Source organism: Ideonella sp. (assembly GCF_041914305.1).
In the GTDB taxonomy this organism is placed as follows: Bacteria; Pseudomonadota; Gammaproteobacteria; order Burkholderiales; family Burkholderiaceae_C; genus Ideonella.
On the sequence record NZ_JAYSDQ010000022.1, the window covers coordinates 15,649 to 36,965 of the forward strand.

24 protein-coding genes are annotated in these 21,317 nt (G+C 71.9%); 10 read left to right on the forward strand and 14 right to left on the reverse strand.

The window, feature by feature from the left end; genetic code table 11:
- Positions 1–2: 2 nt before the first annotated feature.
- Entirely contained in the window at positions 3–2,174 is a 2,172-nt protein-coding gene (locus tag ACE3SG_RS24110) for a TonB-dependent siderophore receptor (protein ID WP_374568780.1), read from the reverse strand.
- A 380-nt stretch (positions 2,175–2,554) separates the two neighbouring features.
- Between ACE3SG_RS24110 and hemP the strand changes: the two genes are divergently transcribed.
- From hemP to ACE3SG_RS24160, 10 genes are all read left to right on the forward strand, one after another.
- Positions 2,555–2,755 carry a hemin uptake protein HemP gene (gene hemP, locus ACE3SG_RS24115; protein WP_374568781.1) on the forward strand — a complete coding sequence of 67 codons (201 nt, stop codon included), beginning with the start codon at positions 2,555–2,557 and terminating at the stop codon, positions 2,753–2,755.
- A 111-nt stretch (positions 2,756–2,866) separates the two neighbouring features.
- Positions 2,867–4,189, forward strand: a complete 1,323-nt coding sequence (locus tag ACE3SG_RS24120) for a DUF2325 domain-containing protein (protein ID WP_374568782.1) — start codon at positions 2,867–2,869, stop codon at positions 4,187–4,189.
- A gap of 170 nt (positions 4,190–4,359) precedes the next feature.
- A complete protein-coding gene (locus ACE3SG_RS24125) occupies positions 4,360–4,830 on the forward strand; it encodes a GNAT family N-acetyltransferase (RefSeq protein ID WP_374568783.1) in 471 nt (156 codons plus the stop codon).
- 44 nt (positions 4,831–4,874) lie between these two features.
- Entirely contained in the window at positions 4,875–5,405 is a 531-nt protein-coding gene (locus ACE3SG_RS24130) for an N-acetyltransferase family protein (RefSeq protein WP_374568784.1), read from the forward strand.
- 18 nt (positions 5,406–5,423) lie between these two features.
- The gene (locus ACE3SG_RS24135; RefSeq protein WP_374568785.1) at positions 5,424–6,491 is read left to right on the forward strand and encodes a DUF2157 domain-containing protein; all 1,068 of its coding nucleotides are present in this window, start codon (positions 5,424–5,426) and stop codon (positions 6,489–6,491) included.
- Positions 6,492–6,493: 2 nt separating this feature from the next.
- Positions 6,494–6,928 carry a YeeE/YedE family protein gene (locus tag ACE3SG_RS24140; protein WP_374568786.1) on the forward strand — a complete coding sequence of 145 codons (435 nt, stop codon included), beginning with the start codon at positions 6,494–6,496 and terminating at the stop codon, positions 6,926–6,928.
- Positions 6,929–6,938: 10 nt separating this feature from the next.
- A complete protein-coding gene (locus ACE3SG_RS24145) occupies positions 6,939–7,388 on the forward strand; it encodes a DUF6691 family protein (protein WP_374568787.1) in 450 nt (149 codons plus the stop codon).
- A gap of 10 nt (positions 7,389–7,398) precedes the next feature.
- Positions 7,399–8,079: a phytanoyl-CoA dioxygenase family protein gene (locus ACE3SG_RS24150; RefSeq protein WP_374568788.1), complete on the forward strand. Its 681-nt coding sequence runs from the start codon at positions 7,399–7,401 to the stop codon at positions 8,077–8,079.
- Positions 8,076–8,846, forward strand: coding sequence for an alpha/beta fold hydrolase (locus tag ACE3SG_RS24155; RefSeq protein WP_374568789.1), 771 nt, complete (start codon positions 8,076–8,078; stop codon positions 8,844–8,846). Before ACE3SG_RS24150 ends, ACE3SG_RS24155 begins: the two co-directional genes overlap by 4 nt.
- A 61-nt stretch (positions 8,847–8,907) precedes the next feature.
- Complete coding sequence (locus tag ACE3SG_RS24160; RefSeq protein ID WP_374568790.1) at positions 8,908–9,774, forward strand: DJ-1/PfpI family protein; 867 nt, start codon at positions 8,908–8,910, stop codon at positions 9,772–9,774.
- On the opposite strand, the gene ACE3SG_RS24165 is transcribed toward ACE3SG_RS24160, so the two are convergent.
- From ACE3SG_RS24165 to ACE3SG_RS24225, 13 genes are all read right to left on the reverse strand, one after another.
- Positions 9,746–10,330 carry a histidine phosphatase family protein gene (locus ACE3SG_RS24165; protein WP_374568791.1) on the reverse strand — a complete coding sequence of 195 codons (585 nt, stop codon included), beginning with the start codon at positions 10,328–10,330 and terminating at the stop codon, positions 9,746–9,748. The genes ACE3SG_RS24160 and ACE3SG_RS24165 overlap by 29 nt on opposite strands.
- Positions 10,327–11,142: an adenosylcobinamide-GDP ribazoletransferase gene (locus tag ACE3SG_RS24170; RefSeq protein WP_374568792.1), complete on the reverse strand. Its 816-nt coding sequence runs from the start codon at positions 11,140–11,142 to the stop codon at positions 10,327–10,329. Before ACE3SG_RS24170 ends, ACE3SG_RS24165 begins: the two co-directional genes overlap by 4 nt.
- Positions 11,139–12,182 carry a nicotinate-nucleotide--dimethylbenzimidazole phosphoribosyltransferase gene (cobT, locus tag ACE3SG_RS24175; protein WP_374568793.1) on the reverse strand — a complete coding sequence of 348 codons (1,044 nt, stop codon included), beginning with the start codon at positions 12,180–12,182 and terminating at the stop codon, positions 11,139–11,141. Before cobT ends, ACE3SG_RS24170 begins: the two co-directional genes overlap by 4 nt.
- 7 nt (positions 12,183–12,189) lie before the next feature.
- Complete coding sequence (locus ACE3SG_RS24180; protein WP_374568794.1) at positions 12,190–13,005, reverse strand: cobalamin-binding protein; 816 nt, start codon at positions 13,003–13,005, stop codon at positions 12,190–12,192.
- Between the two features lie 31 nt (positions 13,006–13,036).
- Positions 13,037–14,527: a cobyric acid synthase gene (locus ACE3SG_RS24185; RefSeq protein ID WP_374568795.1), complete on the reverse strand. Its 1,491-nt coding sequence runs from the start codon at positions 14,525–14,527 to the stop codon at positions 13,037–13,039.
- Positions 14,524–15,615, reverse strand: a complete 1,092-nt coding sequence (locus tag ACE3SG_RS24190; RefSeq protein WP_374568796.1) for an aminotransferase class I/II-fold pyridoxal phosphate-dependent enzyme — start codon at positions 15,613–15,615, stop codon at positions 14,524–14,526. The genes ACE3SG_RS24185 and ACE3SG_RS24190 overlap by 4 nt, the downstream gene beginning before the upstream one ends.
- The gene (gene cbiB, locus ACE3SG_RS24195; RefSeq protein WP_374568797.1) at positions 15,612–16,532 is read right to left on the reverse strand and encodes an adenosylcobinamide-phosphate synthase CbiB; all 921 of its coding nucleotides are present in this window, start codon (positions 16,530–16,532) and stop codon (positions 15,612–15,614) included. Before cbiB ends, ACE3SG_RS24190 begins: the two co-directional genes overlap by 4 nt.
- Complete coding sequence (locus ACE3SG_RS24200; protein WP_374568798.1) at positions 16,529–17,224, reverse strand: adenosine nucleotide hydrolase; 696 nt, start codon at positions 17,222–17,224, stop codon at positions 16,529–16,531. The genes cbiB and ACE3SG_RS24200 overlap by 4 nt, the downstream gene beginning before the upstream one ends.
- 231 nt (positions 17,225–17,455) lie before the next feature.
- Positions 17,456–18,025, reverse strand: a complete 570-nt coding sequence (cobO, locus tag ACE3SG_RS24205; protein WP_374568799.1) for a cob(I)yrinic acid a,c-diamide adenosyltransferase — start codon at positions 18,023–18,025, stop codon at positions 17,456–17,458.
- 11 nt (positions 18,026–18,036) lie between these two features.
- Entirely contained in the window at positions 18,037–18,813 is a 777-nt protein-coding gene (locus ACE3SG_RS24210; protein ID WP_374568800.1) for an ABC transporter ATP-binding protein, read from the reverse strand.
- Positions 18,810–19,838, reverse strand: a complete 1,029-nt coding sequence (locus tag ACE3SG_RS24215) for a FecCD family ABC transporter permease (protein WP_374568866.1) — start codon at positions 19,836–19,838, stop codon at positions 18,810–18,812. Before ACE3SG_RS24215 ends, ACE3SG_RS24210 begins: the two co-directional genes overlap by 4 nt.
- Positions 19,839–19,867: 29 nt before the next feature.
- Positions 19,868–20,749 (reverse strand): ABC transporter substrate-binding protein, encoded by an 882-nt coding sequence (locus ACE3SG_RS24220; protein ID WP_374568801.1) that lies wholly within the window; start codon positions 20,747–20,749, stop codon positions 19,868–19,870.
- Entirely contained in the window at positions 20,746–21,300 is a 555-nt protein-coding gene (locus ACE3SG_RS24225; protein WP_374568802.1) for a bifunctional adenosylcobinamide kinase/adenosylcobinamide-phosphate guanylyltransferase, read from the reverse strand. The genes ACE3SG_RS24220 and ACE3SG_RS24225 overlap by 4 nt, the downstream gene beginning before the upstream one ends.
- Between the last annotated feature and the right edge of the window lie 17 nt (positions 21,301–21,317).

A 21,317-nucleotide genomic window follows, 5' to 3' on the forward strand; every position in this document is an offset into this window, starting at 1 on the left:
TCTCAGAACGCCCAGTCCAGCGACAGGCTCATGCTGCGCGGCGCGCCGTAGTAGCTCTGGCTCCAGTACAGGCTGGTGAAGTGCTTCTGGTTGGTCAGGTTCTCGAGGTTCAGCGTCGCGCTCCACCGCGGGTTGAACTGGTAGCGCGCCATCAGGTCGAGCAGCGCGTAGGCCTCTTGGCGCGTGCGCACCGGCGTGCCGAGTGCCGTCACGTCGTCGCGGTAGATGACCGACTGCCACGCCACGGTGGCGCCCAGCGTCAGCGCGTCCAGCGCCTGCCAGCTGCCGGCCAGCCGCAGCAGCTGGCGCGGCGTGAAGGTGCGCGCCTTCTCGCCGTCGGTGTCTTCGATCTCGAGCTGCGTGTAGCCGGCGCTGATCTTCAGATTCGGCGTCAGCGCGCCGGCCAGCTCCAGCTCGAAGCCCTGGCTCAGCGTGTCGACGCCCTCGTAGACCGAGACGACGTGGCCGTCCGGGTCTGGCGCCTGCCGCAGGAACGATGCGAGGTTGTTCTGGCGCGATGTGAACAGCGCCAGCGTGCCCAGCAGCTTCTTGTCCAGCCACTCGGCCTTCAGCCCGAGTTCGAGGTTGCGGCCATCGGCGGTGGCCAGGCGCTTGAAGTCCGCCCCCATCTCGCTTTGTGGCAGGAAGATCGCCGTGTAGCTGCCATAGGCCGACAGCGTTGGCGTGAGGTCGTAGACCATGCCCAGGTACGGCGTGGCCTTGTTCTCCTTCTTGCCGCGCGACGCGCCGTAGCTCTCGCCCTGGCTGTCGACCCAGGTGGCGTTGGCGCCGACGATGAACTGCAGCCCGTCCGCCGGGCGCAGCCGCGCCGCGGCATACAGGCTTTGCTGGCGGTCGACGAACGAGGCGCCGCCCCCGCCGCCGTCGAACACCGGCACGGGAAAGTCGCCGTCCCAGGTCGCGAGATCGGGCAGCGCAGTGCCGATGCCCTGGCCGTGGTTCGACACCTCGTGCAGGCCCGAGCGCGACGCACTGGCGCCGAGCACCAGCGCTTGCGGGCGGCCCCACAGCTCGAACCGCCCGCTGGCGCGCAGGTCGACGATGTTCTGCGTGTTGTCCATGTCGTACCGCGACGGCCAGGCCTGCGTGCCGGCGCCGGTGACGGCATCGGGCTCGCCGTAGACATAGAACAGCCGTCCTTGCGAGCTGATCGACTTGTGCGTCAGCGCGCCGCGCAGCTGCCAGCCGTTGGCCAGCTGGTGCTGCAGCTCGACAAAGGTCTGGCCGATGTCGGCGTTCCAGTAGGTCCAGCCCGGCGCGGTGCTGGTCGACGTGTCATAGTCGGTCGGCGTGCCGTCGGTGGTCCACAACGGCAAGGCGCCCCAGAGGTTGCCCTTGGGCCGGTTCGCCTGCTGCGCGTGGCCGGCGGTCAGCAGCGTGTTGTCGCCCAGATCGGCCTCGACAACGCCGTGGAACACCGCTTTCTTCAAGTGGTAGCGGTCGAGGTACGAGCCCTTGTCTTCGGCCGCCAGCACGACGCGGCCGCGCACGCTGCCGACCTCGTTCAACGCGCCGGAGACATCGGCATCGACGCGCTGCTGATCCCACGAGCCGAGCAGCAACCCGGCCGAAGCCTGGAACGCGGCGGTCGGCCGTTTGCGCACGAAGTTGATCGTGGCCGACGGGTTGCCGGTGCTGGCCAGCAGGCCACCGGCGCCGCGCACGACCTCGACGCGCTCGTAGACCGCCGTGTCGAGGTCACCATCGACCAGGCCATAGCTCATCGGGATGCCGATGCCGTCGACCTGGAAGTTGACGATGTCGAAGCCGCGCGCGGTGTAGTAGGTGCGGTCGGTCTCGACCTTCTCGACGACGACACCCGCGCTCAGCGACAACACGTCGTTGACGCTGTTGAGCTTGAAGTCGTCCATCAGGCTGCGGGTGACCACGCTGATCGACTGCGGCGTCTCGCGCAGCGTCAAGTCCAGCCCGGTGGCGAAGCTGCTGCCACGGGCGCGGTAGGCGTCGCCGTCGTCGCCCTGCTCGGCCTGGCCGGTGACGACGATGCGCTCGAGCGCCGCACGTTTGGCTTCGACCGGGCCGGGGGCACCGGCCGCAGGCGCGGCCTGGGCGCAAGCAAGCACCGGCAGCGTGAGCCACGCGCCGACCACGGCATGGCGCACCGCGACGCCGTGGCTCGGCGCCGGCAGCACGTCCTCACCGCACCGTTGGCGCAGGTCGCGCCGCCCAGTCCGAGGCCTTGATGAGCGGGCGCTCACTGCGCCCTGCTCGCATGATGGGTCGCCCATGGCGCCGTCCTTCGCGTGTTCAGGTGATCAGAAGTCCCTGGCGTGCGCTGGCTGGCTGTGGGCGTCGGGTGTCATTGTAATAGGAATGATTCTCATTTCAAGACGTGCCGAAACCGTTTACAGGCCCGATCTCCGGCTGCTGCGGTGCCGCAACCCATGGCCCCCATGCGCCGCTGGCGAGCCCGCGCCTCGGCAGCGGCAACCCACCACCTGCCGGCGCAATCCCACACGAATGCGCCGGTCTTTTTCTCGCAAATGCGAATCGCTCGTATTACGATGAACCCATGATGACATCACCACCGCCGATGCCCCCGGGCACGCCCACCCATCCGGCGCCCGCCGCCGTGCAGCTGGCCGTGCCCACCGGCCCCCAATGGCGAAGTGATGAGCTGCTGGCCGGCAGAGACGAAGCCCTGATCACCCACGGCGACCAGGTCTACCGCCTGCGCCGCACCGGCACCGGCAAACTGATCCTCACCAAGTAAGCCAGGCGCCCAGCGGCGCCGTGCTCTGCCCGCACCAGCCACAGCCCCAACCCAACGCACCAGCCAGCACTCGCCAGCCTCGTGCATGCCCCGCGACCGAAAGGCCAGCGCATGCCCACCACGCCCCCGGCGGATGCCGCACCGGTTGACCTGGCCACCGCCTGCGGCTGCCGCGCCCCCACGCTGACTCTGCCGCCCAGTGCCCACGGCTCGCGCCGCCGGCGTTTGTGGGAGCTGAGCCGCCATGCCCATTGCCCGGTCGTCGGCGTGTGCCTGCCGATGGGCGCGTTGCGCCGCCTGGTCGACAAGGTGCTGGGCGGCCAGGCGGTGGCCAGCGACTACGAGCTGCACTGCGGCGTCAACAGCGAATGCCGCCAGCGCGGCGCAATCGCCGAGGCCTTGCAGAAAGAGCTCGACCACCGCTACGCCATCGCGCTGCGCGCGGCCCGCGCGCTGAAGACGACCGAGGCGCTGGCCGCCTGGTGGGCCGGCCAGACCATGGGCCGCGACGTGCCCGGTGCGCTCTGGGCCACGCTGACCCACCCGCGCTGCGACGCGGCGCTGGAGGAATCGGTACTGGCCGACATCCACATGATCCAGCACCAGAACGGCGCCGCCGACCGCGCCGATCTGGCCAAGCTGAACGCGCTGCTGGCCGAAAACGAAGTGCTCGCGCGTGAGCTGGGCGCGGCCCAGCAGCGCTGCGTGCAGCAAGCCGCCGAGCATGCCCGCAAGCTCGGCGCGCAAAACGCCGCGCTGCTGCGCGCCCGGGCCGAGCTGCTGGGCCGCGACACGGTGATCGCCAACCTGCACGACGACCTGCGCGCGCTCGAAGCCGCCGTGCCGGCGCTGCGCAGCCGCGACGCGCTGACACGCCAGGTCGCGCAGCAGATCGAGCGCATCCAGGACCTGGAGCGTGCCCTGCTGAAAGCCCGCCACGAGCTCGAGCGTGAGCGCCACCGGGCCAGCGAGGCCATGGCCAACCTGCACGCGGCCCAGGCCGAGGCGCCGCCAAACGCGGCCCTGGCGCCCGGTCCCAGCGCCCCCGAGGCCGGGCCGGCGCTCGGCGACCGGTCGGTGCTGTGCGTCGGCGGCCGCGCCGCCAGCCTGCCGGTCTACCGCCGGCTGGTCGAAGGTGTCGGCGGGCGCTTTCTGCACCACGACGGCGGCGAGGAAGACAACGCCGGGCGGCTGGACACGACCCTGGCCGCGGCCGACCTGGTGATCTGCCAGACCGGCTGCATCAGCCACAACGCCTACTGGCGCGTGAAAGACCATTGCAAGCGCACCGGCAAGCGCTGTGTGTTCGTCGAGAACCCGAGCAGCGCCAGCCTGCGCCGCGCACTGGCCGACCTGACGCCGCTGCCGCAGCCGGCCGCGCCGGGCGGCCCGCCAGCCCGGCCTTCAAACAAGGCGGCTGAACCCCTAAGTTAGCAGTCACTGGGCTCCGGCGCGTTGCCAGCGCGGGCACCTGCGTCTAGCATCCGCGCCGATCGGTTCAAACCGCCCCCAACCCGCCAAGCCGCCAGCCGGTCCCTGCCTCGTGCTGTCGGCCGAGTCCCCGCTGACCAACGCTTGACCGACGCCGCCGCCGGAGTCCTGCGATGCACATCACCGAATTGCGCGACGAGCGCCTCGACGACGCCCGCGCCTTCCTGCGCCGGCAGGGCCGGCTGCCCGCCGACTTTGCGCAAGCCCCCTGCCGCTACTGGGCCGCTTTCGACAGCGACCAGATCGTCGGCACCATCGGACTCGAATGGCAGGGCGCAACCGGCCTGCTGCGGCTGGCGTTCGTGCGGCCCAGCCACCGCTCGCGCGGGCTCGGGCAGGCGCTGTACCAGCGGCTCGTTTCGGACGCGCTGTGCATGGGCGTGACCGAGCTGTACCTGTTCGGCTCGGGTGCCGGCGGCTACTGGCAGCGCCTGGGTTTCGCCGGCTGCCCGGTGGCCGAGGCGGCCGGCAAGCTGGCCAACACGCCGCAGGTGCGCGACTACACCGTGCGCGGCACGCTGAACCACGAGCAGGCCTTCCGGCGCAGCCTGCTGGCGCGGCGCACCGAAGCCGCGCCGGCCTGACGGCGCGCCGCCGCCATCGGCCATGTTGGCATGATGGCGGCCTGATGACGATCACGAGACTGACCCCCGGCGACGCCGAGGCCTACCGCACGCTGATGCTGCAGGGCTACGCGCTGCACCCCGAAGCCTTCACCGCCAGCGTGGCCGAGCGCGGCCCCTTGCCCCTCAGCTGGTGGCACCAGCGCCTGCAGCCCGGCCCCGAGGCCCACGAGATGGTACTGGGCGCCTGGGCCGGCAACCAGTTGGCCGGCGTGGCGGGCCTGTCGTTCGAACCCCGCGAACGCTCGCGCCACAAGGCCACGCTGTTCGGCATGTACGTGCCGGCCCAGCACCGCCAGCGCGGGCTCGGCCGGCAACTGGTGCAGGCGGTGCTGGCCCAGGCGCGGCAGCGGCCCGACACGCTGCTGGTGCAGCTGACGGTGACCGCCGGCAACGCCGCCGCGCAGTCGCTGTATGCCGGCTGCGGCTTCGTGCCCTTCGGCACCGAGCCTCACGCGGTGCAACTGGGCGCGGGCTACGTTGCCAAGGTCCACATGTGGTGCGACCTGGGCAAGCGGCCCGGCTGGTCGTCATAAGCTCAGCAAAGGAACAGCATGCAACTCACGCCCACCCTGCTCGCCGAGGCCACCCGGCGTGGCCTGTTGAGCACCGAGCAGGGCCAGGCCCTGTGGGATTTCCTGGCCGAGCAAGAGCGCGAGCAGCAGCACGACACGCCCAGCTTCAAGGCCGCACACATCCTGTACTACCTCGGCGGCCTGATCGCGATCGGCGCGATGACGCTGTTCATGACCATCGGGTGGGAGCAGTTCGGCGGCACCGGTCTGTTGCTGATCTCGCTCGTCTACGGCACCGCCGCGCTGCTGCTGACCGAGTACCTGTTCGAGCGCAAGCACCTGGCACTGCCGGCCGGGCTGACCGCGGTGCTGGCGGTCGTGATGGTGCCGCTGGCCGTGTACGGCGCGCAGCATGCGATCGGCCTGTGGTCCGACGGCGATGCGCGGCACACGGCCTACCGCGATTTCCACTACTACATCGACTGGCGCTGGCTGGTGATGGAGTTCGCCACGCTGGCCGCCGGCGCCGTGGCGTTGTGGCGTTATCGCCTGCCGTTCCTGGTGCTGCCGGTGGCGGTGACGCTCTGGTACATGAGCATGGACCTGACGCCCTTGCTGCTGGGCGGCGACAACCTCGGCTTCTTCTCCGACCTCGGCAAGCTGATCTCGCTGTGGTTCGGCGTGGCGATGACGCTGCTGGCGTTCTGGGTCGACCTGCGCTCGCGCCACACCAAAGACTTCGCGTTCTGGCTCTACATCTTCGGCGTGCTGACCTTCTGGGGCGCCTTGAGCAGCATGGACTCGGGCAGCGAGTGGGGCAAGCTCGCCTACTGCGCGATCAACCTGCTGATGATCGCGATCGGCGCCGCGCTGTCGCGCCGGGTCTTCGCCGTCTTCGGCGGCCTGGGGATCGCCGGCTACCTGGGCCACCTGTCGTACACGGTCTTCAAGGACAGCCTGATGTTCCCGCTCGCACTGACGGCGATCGGCCTGGCGGTGGTGGCCATCGGCATCTACTGGCAGCGCCACGAGGCGGCGATCGGCCGCAGCCTGCGCCGCATCTTGCCGGCGCCGATGCGCGAGCTGGTCGAACAACGAAGGGGATGACCATGACCATCGACTGGAACGCTTTCACCCCCTGGCCGGCCTTGGCAGGTGGCGTGCTGATCGGCATCGCCGTGGCGATGTTCATCCTACTCAATGGCCGCATTGCCGGCGTCAGCGGCGTGCTGGGCGGGCTGCTCTCGCCCAGCCGGGGCGACATCGCCTGGCGGCTGGCCTTCATCGGCGGGCTGGTCGCAGCACCGCTGCTGTATCAGGCGCTCACCGGGCCGCTCACGGTCTCGATCGACGCCGGCTTCGGCACGCTCGCCGTGGGCGGCTTTCTGGTCGGCATCGGCACCCGCTACGGCTCGGGCTGCACCAGCGGCCACGGCGTGTGCGGCCTGGCACGGTTGTCGCCGCGCTCGCTCGTTGCCACGCTCACTTTCATGGCCGTCGGCTTCGCGACGGTCTTCGTGGTCCGCCACCTGTTCAACGCTTGAGGCAGCCGCCATGGTCCCCTTGCTCACCGCCTTGCTCGCCGGTCTGGTCTTCGGCACCGGCCTGCTGGTCTCGGGCCTGGCCCAACCCGCCAAGGTGCTCGCGTTCCTCGACCTCGCCGGCCCGTGGGACCCTTCGCTGGCGCTGGTGATGGCCGGGGCGATGGGCGTCGCGGCGCTGGCATTTGCCCTCGCTCGCCGGCGCCGCACATCCTGGCTGGGCCTGGCGATCGAGCAGCCACCCACCGATCGGCTCAACCGATTCGACGGCCGCCTGCTCGGCGGCAGCGCGCTGTTCGGCGTCGGCTGGGGCCTGGTTGGCCTGTGCCCCGGCCCGGCGCTGCTCGCGCTGGGCACCGGGCAGGCCAAGGCGGTCGTGTTCGTGCTCGCGATGCTGGCGGGCATGGGCGGCTTCGAATGGCTCGAGCGCCGGGGCCGGGCCCATGCCGCTGGCGCGGCCTGACTCTGCCTGCATGCGCCCAAGCGCCGACCCCTTCAGCCACGACGGCTTCGTGCTGGTGCCCGCCGCGCTGCCGGTACACGAATGCCAGGCCCTGGCTCAACGCCTGAGCCTGCACGGCAGCGACAGCGCCGGCACCCGTTGCCTGCTGCCGCAAGCCTGGTGTGCGGCACTGGCGCAGCGGCTGCGCCGCCATGCCGCGATCGCGCCGCACCTGCCTGCCGGGGCGGTGGCCGTGCAATGCACCTACTTCGAAAAATCCAGCACACGCAACTGGCTGGTCCCCATCCACCAAGACCTGAGCATCCCGGTGGCGGCGCGCGTCGACGCACCGGGCTGGCGCGGCTGGTCTGAAAAGGAAGGCAGCCTGTTCGTGCAGGCACCGCTGGCCGTGCTGGAACAGCTGGTCGCCGTGCGCCTGCACCTCGATGAATGCGGCGCGGCCGACGGGCCGCTGCGCGTGCTGCCCGGCAGCCACCGGCTCGGCCTGCTGACCGACGACACCGCATCGCAACTTCGGGCCCGCGCCGCCGAGGTCGTCTGCGAAGCTCGCCCCGGTGACGCCCTGCTGCTGCGCCCGCTGCTGCTGCACGCCTCGTCCAAAGCCAGCGGCCACAGCCTGCGCCGCGTGCTGCACTTCCTCTTCGGCCCGCCCGAGCTGCCGCAGGGTTTGCGTTGGCAGCACGCGGTGTGAGCTCGCTCACCCTCACCGACGACGACACTGCGACGGCTGCTCAGCGCGCCCTGCACCTGGTGCTCTTGCCCGGCATGGATGGCACCGGCGACCTGTTTGCCCCGCTGATCGAAGCGCTGGGCGACGCGTTCACGCTGCAGGTGGTGCGCTACCCGGTCGACCGGCCGGCGAACTACGACGAGCTGGCGTCGCTCGTGCGCGCCCTGCTGCCGCGAGACCGACCCTACCTGCTGCTTGGCGAGTCGTTCTCGGGCCCGATCGCCGTCACGCTGGCGGCGCAAGCGCCCGCGGGTCTGCGGGGGTTGATGCTGTGCTGCAGCTTTGTGCGCAACCCGCACCCGTGGGCGGCATGGCTCAGGCCATTGGCCAGGGTGGTGCCGTTGAAGGCGATGCCGGTGCGCAGCCTTGCCTGGTTTCTGCTGGGCCGGGCGTCGAGCGCAAGGTGGCGGTCGGCCCTGGCCCAAACCTTGGCGCAGGTCTCGCCGGCCACGATGCGGGCCAGGTTGCAGGCCGTGCTGACGGTCGATGTCTCGGCCGCGTGGGCCCGGGTGACCGTACCCACGCTGTGCCTTCGGGCAGCGCAAGACCGCGTCGTCCCGGCCGCGGCATCGCGCCTCGTGACGGCGCTGAGGCCGACGACGCAGGTCGTCGAGCTGACAGGGCCACACTTCCTGCTGCAGGTTGCGCCGGACGAAGCGGCTCGGGCGATCCGCGCATTCGTCCGGTCGCTTTCAAGCCACAACAGCCTGGCAGAAAACAGGGGATGAACGACCGAACAGCCGTGACACCGATCTCTAAGATGTCCCGCTTTTGAACACCGGACATCGAATGAAAAGAAGAGACGTACTGGCGGTTGCGTCGAGCCTCGGGCTGACCGGCACGGCCGCCCTCGCGGCCACCCGTTCCCCCGTCGCTTCGGCCGCGCCGCTGCCCCCGTTGCCCATGCCCGCCAGCGGCGAGATCCAGGTCGCGTTTGTCATCGGGCCGGGCGCGGTCACGATCGACTTCGCCGGCCCGTGGGAGGTCTTCGAAAACGTCAAGCCGTTTCGGCTGTTCACCGTTGCCGAGTCGACCGAACCGTTGACCGCATCGGGCGGGCTGCGCATCGTTCCGAACCACAGCTTCGCAAGCGCGCCAAAGCCGCAGGTCGTCGTGATCCCGGCGCAGGCCGCGCCGAGCGACGCGATGCTGGGCTGGATACGCCAGGTGGCAGGTGACGCAGACATGGTCATGTCGGTCTGCAACGGGGTCTTCGTGCTCGGCAAGACCGGCCTGCTGGACGGTCGGTCGGCGACCACTCACCACGAGTCTTACGCCGACTTCGTCGACGCCTTCGACAACATCACGCTGGTCCGCGGCGCGCGTTATGTCGACCTCGGCCGGCTGGCCAGCTCGGGCGGCCTGTCTTCCGGCATCGACTTGGCGCTGCACGTGGTCGAGCGCTACGTCGGCCGCGAGGCGGCGAGGCAAACCGCGAACCACCTCGAGTACCAGGGCACCGGCTGGCTTCACCCCGACGCCAACGCGGCCTACGCCAAGCGCCGCGTCGCCACGGCGATGCATCCGTTCTGCCAGGTCTGCGAGATGGACGTCGACCGCGACGCCCCGACCGCCCGCTACCGCGGCCGCACCTTCTACTTCTGCATGCCCGAGCACCAGGCCAAGTTCATCGCCCGGCCAGCACGCTACCTGTAGCCGGCGGGCAAGCGGTGCCCAGCACCACCCGCTCGCCGTAGCGAGGCGCCATGGGCCAGTCGGCCGGCTGCGGCGCCCGGCCGTCCGGATGCTCATGCTGCCAGCGGCGCGCCAGCAGCCAGCCACCATGGCCAACGACGAGCTGCGCGCCGGCGGGTTGCCACGCGGCGGCGCGTTGCAGCAGCTGTTCCAGTGGCTCGCCGCCGCCCGGCGCATAACGACAGAAATCTGCGCACCAGGCATCGATCTCGGCAACGGCGATGGTTGACCAATGCCGACCGTCCCAGGCGCCGAAGTCGACTTCGATCAGGGCCACGTCGACGCGGTGCACCCAACCCCAGCGTTTGAGCCAGCGGCCGACCGCCGCGCAGCGCAGCAGCGGCGACGTGGCAACAACGCGCGGCAAGCCCAGCTGCCGGGCGAAGCGGCGGATGCGGTGCGCCAGCCGCTTGGCGCGGCGCGGGTCGACAGCCAGGTCGGTGCCGGCACCGATGCAGCGGCCTTCGGCGCCGAGCGGGCGCGGGTGGCGCCAGGCGTGCACCGGTGCCGGGGTCATGCCACGCCAACGTTGGCGGTCAGCGCCAGCAAGACCGCCAGCTCGGTCAGTTGCTCGGTAGCGCCCAGCGTGTCGCCGGTGTAGCCGCCCAGCCGGCGTGTCAGCCAGCGCTGCATGAAGACCACCACCAGCGCGGCGGCCACCGCGGCCGCGCCCAGGCGCGCCGCCGGCCAGGCCAGGCTCGCCACGCCCGCCGCCGCGAGCGACCACGCCCCGGCCCAGCCCAGCTCGACGCTGGTCACCGATTGCGCCAGCGGCTTGGCCTTGGCGTGTTCGGCGTCGCCGGCGTAGGCCAGCCGGGCCATCAACGCCACCGCCGCGCTGCGGCCCCAGGCGGCCGACAGCAGCAGCGCCGCCGCGGCCAGCGCCGGATCACGCGCGACGAGCGTGGCCCACAGCACCGCGCGCCCGGCCAGCGCCAGCACCAGCGCCGCGGCACCGTAGCTGCCGATGCGCGAGTCCTTCATGATCTGCAGGGCCCGCTCGCGCGAGACCGCGCCGCCAAGCGCATCGACGCTGTCGGCCAGGCCGTCTTCGTGGAAGGCGCCGGTCAACAGCAGCGACGCCGCCAGCGCGATCAGCGCCGCCACCAGTGGCGACCACCACATCGCCGCGCCGCACAGCACCAGCGCGCCGAGCGCACCGACCAGCCCGCCCACCAGCGGAAGGTGGCGGGCCGACTGGTTGAGCCAGTCGGGCTGATAACCGACCCAGCGCGGCACCGGCAGGCGGGTGAGGAACTGCAGCGCGACGAAGAACAGGCGCAGCTGATGAACCGCGCCGATCACCACGGCGCCCGGCGCCAGCGTCATGCTGCGCCGTCGCGGTCGCTGACGCCGGCGGTTTCGAAGCTGGCCATCTCTGCCAGCAGCCGGCAGGCCGACTCGACGATCGGCCACGCCAATGCCGCGCCCGAGCCTTCGCCCAGGCGCATGCCCAGATCGAGCAGCGGCCACGCGCCCATCTGCACCAGCCAGCGCGCATGCCCGCTCTCGGCCGAGGCATGGGCGAAGACGCAGCGCTGCAGCACCGCGGGCACCAGCGCCACCGCCACCGCCACCGCGGCCGTCGTGATGAAGCCGTCGACGACGATCAGCCGGCGCTGCTGCGCGGCCTGCAGCACCGCGCCGGTCATCGTCGCGATCTCGAGCCCACCGAGCGCGGCCAGCGCCTGCAGCGGCGCCTGGGCGCCAGCGTTGGCTTCGAGGGCCTGGCCCAGCACCGCCAGCTTGTGCGCCAGGCCGGCGTCGTCCAGCCCGGTGCCGCGGCCCACGCAATCGGCCAGCGGCTGGCCGGTCAGGCGCGCCATCAGCAGGCTGGCCGCCGAGGTGTTGCCGATGCCCATCTCACCCAGCAGCAGCACGTTGCCGGGCAAATCGCGCACCAGCGCCGCGCCGTGGGCCATGGCCACTTCGCACTGCGCCGCGCTCATCGCCGGGCCGATGCTCGAGTCGGCCGAGCCGGGGGCCACCTTGGCCACCACCAGGCCGGCGCGGGGTGCAAAGTCGTGCCGCACGCCGCAGTCGACCACCGTCAGCGCCAGGCCATGCTGGCGCGCCAGCACCGACACCGCGGCCCCACCGGCGAGAAAGTTCTCGACCATCTGCCAGGTCACGTCGCTCGGGTAGGCCGAGACGCCGCGCGCGGCGATGCCGTGGTCGGCGGCGAACACCACCAGCTGCGGGGCATTCAGCCGGGGCTCGTCGCGGCCCTGCACCAGCGCCAGCTGCAGCGCCAGCGTCTCGAGCCGGCCCAGTGCGCCCAGCGGCTTGGTCTTGCGGTCGATGCGGTGCTGCACGCGGCGCGCCAGTGTGTCGTCGTGGAGGTCTTGGATGTCGAAGGTCAGGCTCATGGTGGTCTCAGGCAGGGCTTGCCCAGGCGGCAAACAGACGGTGCAGTTGCTGCAGGCCATCGGTCAGCGCGGCGGGGCCGGGTTGCAGGATGTCGCAGGACTTGATCTCGTGCAGCCGGCCGTCGCGCACCGCCGGCACGTCTTGCCAGCCCTCGCGCTGGGCCACCTGCTCGGGGCGAAACTTCTTGCCGCACCACGAGCCGACGATCACGTCGGGCGCGCGGCGCGCGGGCTCCAGCGCATCGGCGATCACGCGGTCGCGGCCCATGCGCTGGCGCGCCAGCTCGGGGAACACATCGTCGCCGCCCGCCAGGCCGATCAGCTCGGAGACCCACTGGATCGCGCTGATCTTCGGCTCGTCCCATTCCTCGAAGTACACGCGCGGCCGGCGCGGCCAGCCCTGCGCCACCGCGGCCAGCGCATCGGTGCGCTGCTGCCAGTCGGCGATCCAGGCCTCGGCCCTGGCGTGCGCGCCGACCAGGCCGGCCACCAACCGCATCGTGCCCAGGATCTCGGCCACGCTGCGCTGGTTGGTGATGAACACGTTCAGGCCGGCGCGGATCAGCTTGTCGGCCAGCGCGGCCTGCATGTCCGAGAAGCCGATCACCAGGTCGGGCTCAAGGGCGACGATCTTGTCGATCTTGCCGTCGAGAAAGGCCGAGACGCGCGGCTTCTCGTCACGCGCGCGGCGTGGCCGCACGGTGTAGCCCGAGATGCCGACGATGCGTTGCTCCTCGCCCAGCAGGTACAACCATTCGGTGGTCTCTTCGGTCAGGCAGACGATGCGTTGGGGGCCCGTGTTCGGGCCGGTGGGCGAAGTCATCGGGTACGGCAATCCAGCGTTCGGCAGGGGTTCACACAGAGGTCAGCAGCTGCTGCAGCGCAGCCGGCGCGAAGTGGGTATCGATCATGTCGGCCAGGGCGTCGAAGCTGTCGTCCAGGCTGCGCACCTGGGCGCCGAACAACGCGCGCAGCACGCTGGCCGATTCGAACAACCCGTGCAGCGCGGTGCCGAGCACCGGGCCCGATTGCCAGGCCAGCGCACGGCCTTCGGCATCGTGCAGCACGGCCTGGCCGAAGATGTCGCCAGCCGGCCGCGTGACGCCGTGGCGGATCTGGTAGCCGCACAGCGTCACGCCGGCCAGCGGTGCCCAGTGGCCACCAGGCGCCTCAAAGCGGGCCCGCGTGCGCTCGACCTGCTTGGGCGCCTCGTACTGCGTGGCCAGCGGCAACAGGCCCAGGCCGGGCCAGTTGCCGGGCTCGCCGTCGACACCGGCCGGGTCGGCCAGTGACTGGCCCAGCATCTGCAGGCCCCCGCACACGCCCAGCAGCGGGCGGCCCGAGGCCGCGTGCAGCCGCACCATGCGATCGAGCCCCTGGCGGCGCAGCCAGGTCAGGTCGCCGCTGACCTGCTTCGAGCCCGGCAGCACGATCCAGTGCGCGCCATGCAGGTCGGCCACGCTGCGGGCCCATACCACCCGCAGCCCCGGCACCTGGCGCAGCGGCTGGAACTCGTCGAGGTTGCTGACGTGCGGGTAGGCCACGATCGCGACCACGCGCGGCTCGGCCCCGCCGGCCGGGGCGGCGGTGGGGGCGTGGTCGAACACGCCGTCCTCGTCGGGCAGGCCGTGGTCGCGCCGCATCGGCAAGGTGCCGATCGTCGGCACGCCGGTCAGGCGCTGCAGGTCGGCCGGCCCGGGCGCCAGCAGCGAGGCGTCGCCGCGGAACTTGTTGAGCACGAAGCCGCTGAGCGTGGGCTTCAGGTCTTCGGGCAACAAGGCCCAGGTGCCGTGCAGGTGGGCGAAGGCGCCGCCGCGGTCGATGTCGGCCACCAGCAGGCTGCGCAGGCTGCCCGCGTCGCGGGCCCAGCGCGCGGTGCCGAGGTTGACGTAGTCGTTGGCCGCGAGGTTGATCTCGGCCGGCGAACCGGCACCTTCGATCACCAGCAGCTCATGCTGGCTGCGCAGGCGCTGGAAGCTTTCGTGCGCGGCCTCGGCCAGCTGCGTGCTGCGCTCGCGCCAGGGCATGCGCGACAGGCACGGCGCCACGCTGCCGCGCAGCACCACCTGGCTGGCGGTGTCGCGCTCGGGCTTCAGCAGCACCGGGTTCATGTCGACTGTGGGCGCGATGCGCGCGGCCAGCGCCTGAAAGTACTGGGCCGCGCCGATCTCGCCGAAGCCGGACTGCGCGCCCGCCACGACGCGCGCGTTGTTGCTCATGTTCTGCGCCTTGAACGGCGCGACATCGATGCCCCGGCGCGCGGCCCAACGGCACAACGCGGTCGCGAGCAGGCTCTTGCCGGCACCGCTGGAGCAGCCCCAGACCATGATCGCGCGTGGCTTCATGCATTGCCTTCCGTCGAGGGAGGGGGAGTGGTAGAGGAGGTTGACATGGGTTGGCGCAGCGCGCCGATGGCCTGGGCCAGCGCCTGCAGTGCATCGGGCGGCAAGGCATTCAACCGCACCCTGCCGGCCAGGCCGAACGAGGCGGTATCACGCACCGCAATGTCGTGCTCGCGCAGGCTGGCGGCCGTGACGCCTGGCGGCAGCTGGGCGCAGACGAACGGCGTGACGCTGGGCTGGGCCACCGCGCCGGCCTCGATCAGCAGGGCCAGCAGCTCGGCCTTCCAGCCGCGCAGGGTGTCGCGCTGGCGGGCCAGCCACTGCTGCGCGCCGTCGCTGACCCAGGCTTCGAGCATCGCCACCGCATGGGCGCCGAGCGGCCACGACGGCTCGGCCGCCGCCAGCGCGTCGGCCCAGTCGGCGCCGAGGCCGCAGCCATCGCGCGGTGCGATGGCATAGGCGCCGCGCACACCCGGCAGGCCTAACGCCTTGTTCGGACTGATCAGCTCGAACACCGCGTCGCGCGCGGCGCCGGCCCAGGTGCTGCGGCCCTGCAGCCGCAGCGGCGCGTAGGCGGCATCGAGCACGGTGGCGCACGAGCCCAGGTCGGCCGGCGGCGGCGCGTCCTGGCCCAACGGGCTCGAGGGGTCGCAGCACCAGCGCAGCGTCGGCCGTTGGCCGGCCACCGGGCCCTCGTGGCCGCTCACGCACAGCGCGCGGCCGTGCGCCTGCGCCGCCGCCGCGTAGTCGCCGTAGGCGTGCTCGGGCACCGCCACCGGCCCGGGCGCCAGCCGGGCGCCGACCGCGGTGATGCGCTGGATGAATTCGCTCGCGCTCGCCGCCACCAGGATGCGCGCCGGCGCCACGCCGTGCCAGGCGGCCAGCCGCTCGCGCAGGCGCCGGTAGCTGGGGTCGGGGTAACGCGTGGCGTCGGCCTCGCGCACCAAGGCGGCGGCGGCGGGGCACGGCCCGGCCGCGTTGGCGTTGGTCGAAAAATCCCAGCGCGCGCGGCCCCGCGCATCGGGCCCGCCGTGCACACGGGTGGCACCGCGGGTGGGTGGGCCAGCGGCGGCGCTGCGCACGCTGCTCATGGCCACAGCCCCCGCGCGCACCACAGCAGCGTCGCCCCCAGCACCGCGGTGGCCGCGGCCCGGCCGGCCACGTGCAGGGCCTGCACCACATGCGACTCGCCCGGCGCCGCGCCGGCCGGGTGCAGCAGGTACAGGCCCGGTTTGCCCAGGCGCACGTTCAACCGCAGCGCCATCGCCCCCATCGCCCAGCCGCCGTTGGGCGACGGCGTGCGCGCCGCCTCGGCCCGCAGCGCGCGCCAGGCGGCCGGTGCCCAGGCGGGCCGCACCAGCGCCGCGGTCAGGCGGGCCGGCAGCCACGACAGCACATCGTCGGCGCGGGCGGCCCATTTGCCGGCCCACTCGTAGCGGCCACGGTAGCCCCACATCGCATCGGCGGTGTTGGCAAAGCGGTAGACCACCGCACCGGGCAAGCCGGCGATGGCAAACCACGCCAGCGGCGCCACGACCGAGTCGTTCAGGTTTTCAGCCAAGGTCTCGATCGCAGTTTCTCGAATCTGGATGTCGCCGAAGTTGTGCACGTCTCGGCTGACCAGGCGTGACAGGCGTTGGCGCGCGGCCTCGAGGCCGCCGCGCAGCAAGGCGGTTTCGACGGCGGCCACTTCGTCGCGCAGCATGCGCCAGGCAAAGCAGGGTTTGAGCAACAGGCCCAGCAACAGCAGGGCCACCCATCCGGGGCTGTGGTTGAGCAGCGACAACTGCACCCACCACGCGCCGGCGCCAAGCGCCGCGGCGATCACCCACCAGGCCGCTGCACCAGCGACGAACGCCGCCCCCGGGGCCCAGGTGCTGAAGTGCCGACCGAGCGGACCGAGCAACAGACCTAACCACGCAACTGGGTGAAACCGATTACGCGGCTCGCCGAACACCGCATCGAGGCCCCAGGCCAGCGGTAACGCGAGGGGCAATGCCCAGTTCATGCGCGCATCATCAACACCGGCGCCTGAAACACCAATTCAGTTGGTGACAACGGTGGTTGTGACGCAACACGCCGTGGCGTGCCGGGCGCCAGCACGAGGTCACGCGAAAAGCCCGGCCCACCCCAGACGAAGCTGTGGAACTCGCCGCCTTCGCCGCACGGGCAAACACCCTCGGGCAGGCGCGCGAGGAAAGCCTCGTCGTACTCGACCCCGCAGTGACTTTCGTCCAACCAGCGGGTATCGACACAGACGATGCGAGCGCGTAAACCACGCTCGATGATCTCGCGCGCCACCGCGTCGCGCGACAGGCCCCACAGTGGAAACACCGCTTGCAAGCCGGCGCGTTCGCAGGCGGGCTCCAGCCAGTCGCGGTGGGCCTGCAGGTCGATGTCGCCGAACACCATGTGCGTGTGGCCCGCCGCGCGCAGCAGCGCCAGCTGGGCCGTGAACCCGCTGCCGTAGTCACCCGGGCCGACGACCGCCGGCTGCCAGACACCGCCGAGCAACGCCACCTGCGCGGCGATCAGCTCGCGCGGCAACGCGTGGCTCTTGCTGAGCCCGTCGGTGTCGAGCATGGTCAGGAACGTGCGCACGTCCAGCCCCGCTTCGCGGGCGCGCAGCAGCGCCAGGCAAGCGTCTTTGCCGGCGCTCCAGCTGATGGCGGAAGAATAAGACCGGGAGCTTGAGTCCATCTTGTTGCCTCTGGGGCGATATCGCATCAACAGACGCCTGGAGAGCGCGCGCAGCGCCGCTCTTCATCAAGTGGCGTGCGCGGATCCGGCTCTGCCGGTCCGCTGCGCGAGCCCCCTCGGGGGGCTGAGGCCGGACATGAACAGTCTTGAGGACTGTTCGTGCCTGCCTCAGGGCCGAGCCTCTGGCTCGGCGCGGCCTGCAAGGTAGCCCCCGGAAGGGGGCGTGGGGGCTCAATCTTCAATGCCGCGCTGGGCAGGCACGCCGGCCGCGAAATGGTGCTTGACCAGCGCCATCTCGGTCACCGTGTCGGCCGCGTCGACCAGCTCTTGCGGCGCATTGCGGCCGGTCAGCACCACGTGCACGTTAGCCGGCCGTTCACGCAACGCGGCCAGCACCGGCTCCAGCGGCAGCCAGCCGTAGCGCAGCGGGTACATGATCTCGTCGAGCACGACGAGAAAGTGGTCGCCGGCGCGGATCGTCGCCTCGGCCCGCGCCCAGCCGTCGCGCGCCAGCTGGGCCGAATGGTCGAGGTCTTTGCTTTTCCAACTGAAGCCGTCGCCCAGGCCTTCGATCGGCACGCCGAGCTGGTCGAACAGGCGGTGTTCGCCGAAGCGGGCGCTCGGCACCTTCATGAACTGGTAGATCTTGACCGGCTTGCCGCGGCCATGGGCGCGCAGCGCCAAGCCGAAGGCGGCCGTGCTCTTGCCTTTGCCGTTGCCGGTGTGGACGATGACCAGACCGCGGCGTTCGCCGTCGGGCTTGTCGCTGCTGCGTTCGGTCGGGGGGGCTTCAATCTGCATGGGGGAGTGGCTCAGTCGTCCAGCCGCGGCAGCGCGACCGGGCGGCCGTTGCGGGTGGTCTCGATGTGGATGGCGTGGTCGAAGCTGGCTTCGAGCGCCGCGTGCAGCGCCGGGTCACCCGGTACGCCGTCGGCCTGCAGCGTGCCGTTGCGCAGCACCAGCACGCGGTCGGCGCGCAACGCCAGCGTCAGGTCGTGCAGCACGCTGACCAGCGTGTGCGTGGCGGCCAGCCGGCGCATCAGCAAGGCCAGCGCCACTTGGTGCGGCGGGTCGAGGTGGGTGGTCGGCTCATCCAGCAGCAGCGTCGGCGCGCCGGTGGCCAGTGCCCGCGCCAGCAGCACACGCTGGCGCTCGCCGCCCGACAAGGCCTGCAGGCGCCGCGCGCCCCAGGCCTCGCATTCGGTGGCGCGCATCGCTGCGTCTACGGCCGCGTCGTCGGCAGCGGTGGGGGCGGCGAACAGGCCCAGATGGGCCAGGCGGCCGAGTTGCACCGTCTCGCGCGCGGTCAGCTCGCCGGTCACTGCGCTGCTCTGCGCCAGCCAGGCGATGCGGCGCGCGCGCTCGCGCGGCGGCAGGCCGAGCAGCGGCTGCTGGTTCCACTCGACCCGCCCGCCCTGCGGCGGCAGCAGGCCGGCCAGCGTGCGCAACAGCGTCGACTTGCCGGCGCCGTTGGGGCCGACGATCGCCGTCCAGCCGCGCTGCAGGCGGCACGACACATCGCGCAGCACCGGCCGGCCGCCGAGCTGCACGCTCAAGGCCAGCGCGCTCAAATGGTCGGGCGGGTTCATTCGCTGCTCTGCCGCTTCAGCAGCCGCATCAGATAGGCCCCACCGATCACCGCGGTCAACACGCCGACCGGCAACTCTTGCGGCGCGATCACGCTGCGTGCCAGCACGTCGGCTGCGAGCAGCAGCACGCCACCCATCGCCGCGCTGGCCAGCAGCGTGAAGGCCTGCGGCGCCGGCGCGTGGCGGCGCACCAGGTGCGGCGCCGCCAGGCCGACGAACGCGACGAGGCCGGCCTGCGACACCGCGAGACCGGTGGCCAACGCGAGCAGCCCGACCAGCACCAGCCGGATGCGCGGCAGGTCGAGCCCGAGGCTGGCGGCGCTGTCTTCGCCCAGGGTCAAGGCGTCCAGCGCGCGGGCATAGCGGCGCGCCAGCGGCAGCGCCACCGCCAGGCCCACAGCCAGCACCCAGACACTGCCCCAGCCGAGGAAGCCGGTGCTGCCGAGCATGAAGCTCTGCTTGCCGCGCAGCGCCTCGGGCGACACCGTCGTGACCAGGTCGCTGGCGGCGCCCAGCACCACCGCGACCACCACGCCGGCCAGCAGCAGCCGCATCGGCGCCTGTGCGCCGCGCGCCAGCATCAGCGTCAGCATCAGGCCGCCGAGTGCGCCGACAAACGCCGCCAGCACCATGCCCAGCCGCGCCAGCCATTGCGCGGTGGCCAGCCCGATGCTGAGGCCACCGAGCGACGCGCCGGCCAGCAGCAGCACCACCGCCAGGCTGGCCCCGGCCGCAGTGCCGAGCAGGTAGGGGTCGGCCAACGGGTTGCGAAACAGGCCTTGCGCGATCGCGCCGGCCAGCCCCAGCAAGGCACCGACACCCCATGCGCCCAGTGTGCGCGGCGCGCGGATCTGGCCCAGGATCAGCATCGCCTGGTCGCTGCCGGCATCGGCCACCAGCGCCGGCCACGACAGGCCCGACGGACCGGCCGCCAGGCCCAGCAGCGCCAGGCCGATGGCCAGGCCCGCCAGCGCCAGCAGCAGGCGGCGCCGGCGGGCGGCGTCGGTGCGGCCCGGCGTCTCCATCTCGGCGGCCGGCGGCACCAGCGTCGCGCTCACCGGCTGTCTCCCGCCGGCTGGCCGGCCACGCAATCGGCCAACGCCGCGGCCGCCTCGCCCATGCGCGGGCCGGGACGGATCAGCAGCTCGTAGCGCGCCTCGGCAAAGCCGCAGGCCTGGCGCGGCAACGCCTTCAGCGCAGGCCACCCGGGCCGACCGGCCATCGACTGCAGCGCCTGTTGCGACGCGATGATGAGGTCGGGCTGGGCCCGCACCACGTACTCGGGGTTCAGGCGCGGAAACGGCCCCAACTCGCGCGGCACGATGTTGCCCAGGCCGAGCTTGACCAGCGTCTCGCCGATGAACGAGGCGGCGCCGGCGGCGTAGGGGTCGGACGCGACCTCGAAGTACACCTTCTGCCCCCGCCGCGCCGGCGGCACGCGGGCGGCGGCACGCTGGAACTCGGCCTCGATCGCGTCCCAGGCGCGTTCACCTTCGGCCGGGGTGCCCAGCAGCTGCGCGATCAGGCCGAGCGAGCGCCGCACGTCGGCATGGGTCTGCGACTCGACCAACACCACGCGCAGGCCCAGACTCTGCAGCCGCTCGGTCACGCGGGCCGATTTGGCGGCCAGCACCACATCGGGCTTCAGCGCGACGATGCGCTCGACCTGCGCGTCTTCGAGCCCCCCCAGGCGCGGCAGGTGCTTGATGCTGTCGGGCCAGTTCGAATAACGGTCGACACCGACCAGCCGGGCGCAACCGCCGAGCGCACAGACACTTTCGGTCAACGACGGCAGCAGGCTGACGATGCGCTGCGGCGGCGCGGCCAGCCGGTGCTCGGCGCCGCCGTCGTCACGCAGCACGATCGGCGCCGCGGCGGACGCGGCGGCCAAGCCCACGCCAGCGAGCAGTGCGATGAACGTGCGGCGCAGCGTCATGGCCGCTTCACCGGCATCTCGATGCCGGCGACCATCAAGGTGACGGCGTCGCAGGCCAGCGCCACCCGCTGGTGCAACACGCCCAGCGAATCGACGAACCGGCGCGCTTCGGGGCTGAGCGGCGACAGGCCGAGCGAGATTTCATTCGAGACCAGCACGATCGGGCCCGGCGCGGCGCGCAGCGCGTCGCACAGCGCGGCCTGGCGCGCCAGCCACGCCGCGTCGCCCAGCGCCGCACCGGTCAACGGCATGCGCAGCTGGGTCAGCCACAGCGTCAGGCAATCGACCACCAGCAGCCGGCGCGGCGCGCTGTATTCGCGCAGCGCCTGCGGCAGTGCGTAGGGCACCTCCAGCGTCGTGAGCTTGGGCACGCGGCGCGCGCGCTCTGCCTGGTGACGCGCGATGCGCTGGTGCATCTCGGCGTCGCCCGGCAGCGCGGTGGCGATCAGGCAGGCTTCACGCACCGCACTCTGATCCAACCAGTCGGCCGCGCGCTGCTCGGCACAGCGCGACTTGCCGCTTTTTTGCCCGCCGAGGATCAGTTCATGCATGGACAGGAGCTTCTCGT

Bases quoted from the DNA above. Each gene is read 5' to 3' on its own strand.
- hemP (WP_374568781.1), top strand. From the start codon at position 2,555: ATGATGACATCACCACCGCCGATGCCCCCGGGCACGCCCACCCATCCG.
- ACE3SG_RS24120 (WP_374568782.1), top strand. From the start codon at position 2,867: ATGCCCACCACGCCCCCGGCGGATGCCGCACCGGTTGACCTGGCCACC.
- ACE3SG_RS24125 (WP_374568783.1), top strand. From the start codon at position 4,360: ATGCACATCACCGAATTGCGCGACGAGCGCCTCGACGACGCCCGCGCC.
- ACE3SG_RS24130 (WP_374568784.1), top strand. From the start codon at position 4,875: ATGACGATCACGAGACTGACCCCCGGCGACGCCGAGGCCTACCGCACG.
- ACE3SG_RS24135 (WP_374568785.1), top strand. From the start codon at position 5,424: ATGCAACTCACGCCCACCCTGCTCGCCGAGGCCACCCGGCGTGGCCTG.
- ACE3SG_RS24140 (WP_374568786.1), top strand. From the start codon at position 6,494: ATGACCATCGACTGGAACGCTTTCACCCCCTGGCCGGCCTTGGCAGGT.
- ACE3SG_RS24145 (WP_374568787.1), top strand. From the start codon at position 6,939: ATGGTCCCCTTGCTCACCGCCTTGCTCGCCGGTCTGGTCTTCGGCACC.
- ACE3SG_RS24150 (WP_374568788.1), top strand. From the start codon at position 7,399: ATGCGCCCAAGCGCCGACCCCTTCAGCCACGACGGCTTCGTGCTGGTG.
- ACE3SG_RS24160 (WP_374568790.1), top strand. From the start codon at position 8,908: ATGAAAAGAAGAGACGTACTGGCGGTTGCGTCGAGCCTCGGGCTGACC.
- ACE3SG_RS24165 (WP_374568791.1), bottom strand. From the start codon at position 10,330: ATGACCCCGGCACCGGTGCACGCCTGGCGCCACCCGCGCCCGCTCGGC.
- ACE3SG_RS24170 (WP_374568792.1), bottom strand. From the start codon at position 11,142: ATGACGCTGGCGCCGGGCGCCGTGGTGATCGGCGCGGTTCATCAGCTG.
- cobT (WP_374568793.1), bottom strand. From the start codon at position 12,182: ATGAGCCTGACCTTCGACATCCAAGACCTCCACGACGACACACTGGCG.
- ACE3SG_RS24180 (WP_374568794.1), bottom strand. From the start codon at position 13,005: ATGACTTCGCCCACCGGCCCGAACACGGGCCCCCAACGCATCGTCTGC.
- ACE3SG_RS24185 (WP_374568795.1), bottom strand. From the start codon at position 14,527: ATGAAGCCACGCGCGATCATGGTCTGGGGCTGCTCCAGCGGTGCCGGC.
- ACE3SG_RS24190 (WP_374568796.1), bottom strand. From the start codon at position 15,615: ATGAGCAGCGTGCGCAGCGCCGCCGCTGGCCCACCCACCCGCGGTGCC.
- cbiB (WP_374568797.1), bottom strand. From the start codon at position 16,532: ATGAACTGGGCATTGCCCCTCGCGTTACCGCTGGCCTGGGGCCTCGAT.
- ACE3SG_RS24200 (WP_374568798.1), bottom strand. From the start codon at position 17,224: ATGGACTCAAGCTCCCGGTCTTATTCTTCCGCCATCAGCTGGAGCGCC.
- cobO (WP_374568799.1), bottom strand. From the start codon at position 18,025: ATGCAGATTGAAGCCCCCCCGACCGAACGCAGCAGCGACAAGCCCGAC.
- ACE3SG_RS24210 (WP_374568800.1), bottom strand. From the start codon at position 18,813: ATGAACCCGCCCGACCATTTGAGCGCGCTGGCCTTGAGCGTGCAGCTC.
- ACE3SG_RS24215 (WP_374568866.1), bottom strand. From the start codon at position 19,838: ATGGAGACGCCGGGCCGCACCGACGCCGCCCGCCGGCGCCGCCTGCTG.
- ACE3SG_RS24220 (WP_374568801.1), bottom strand. From the start codon at position 20,749: ATGACGCTGCGCCGCACGTTCATCGCACTGCTCGCTGGCGTGGGCTTG.
- ACE3SG_RS24225 (WP_374568802.1), bottom strand. From the start codon at position 21,300: ATGCATGAACTGATCCTCGGCGGGCAAAAAAGCGGCAAGTCGCGCTGT.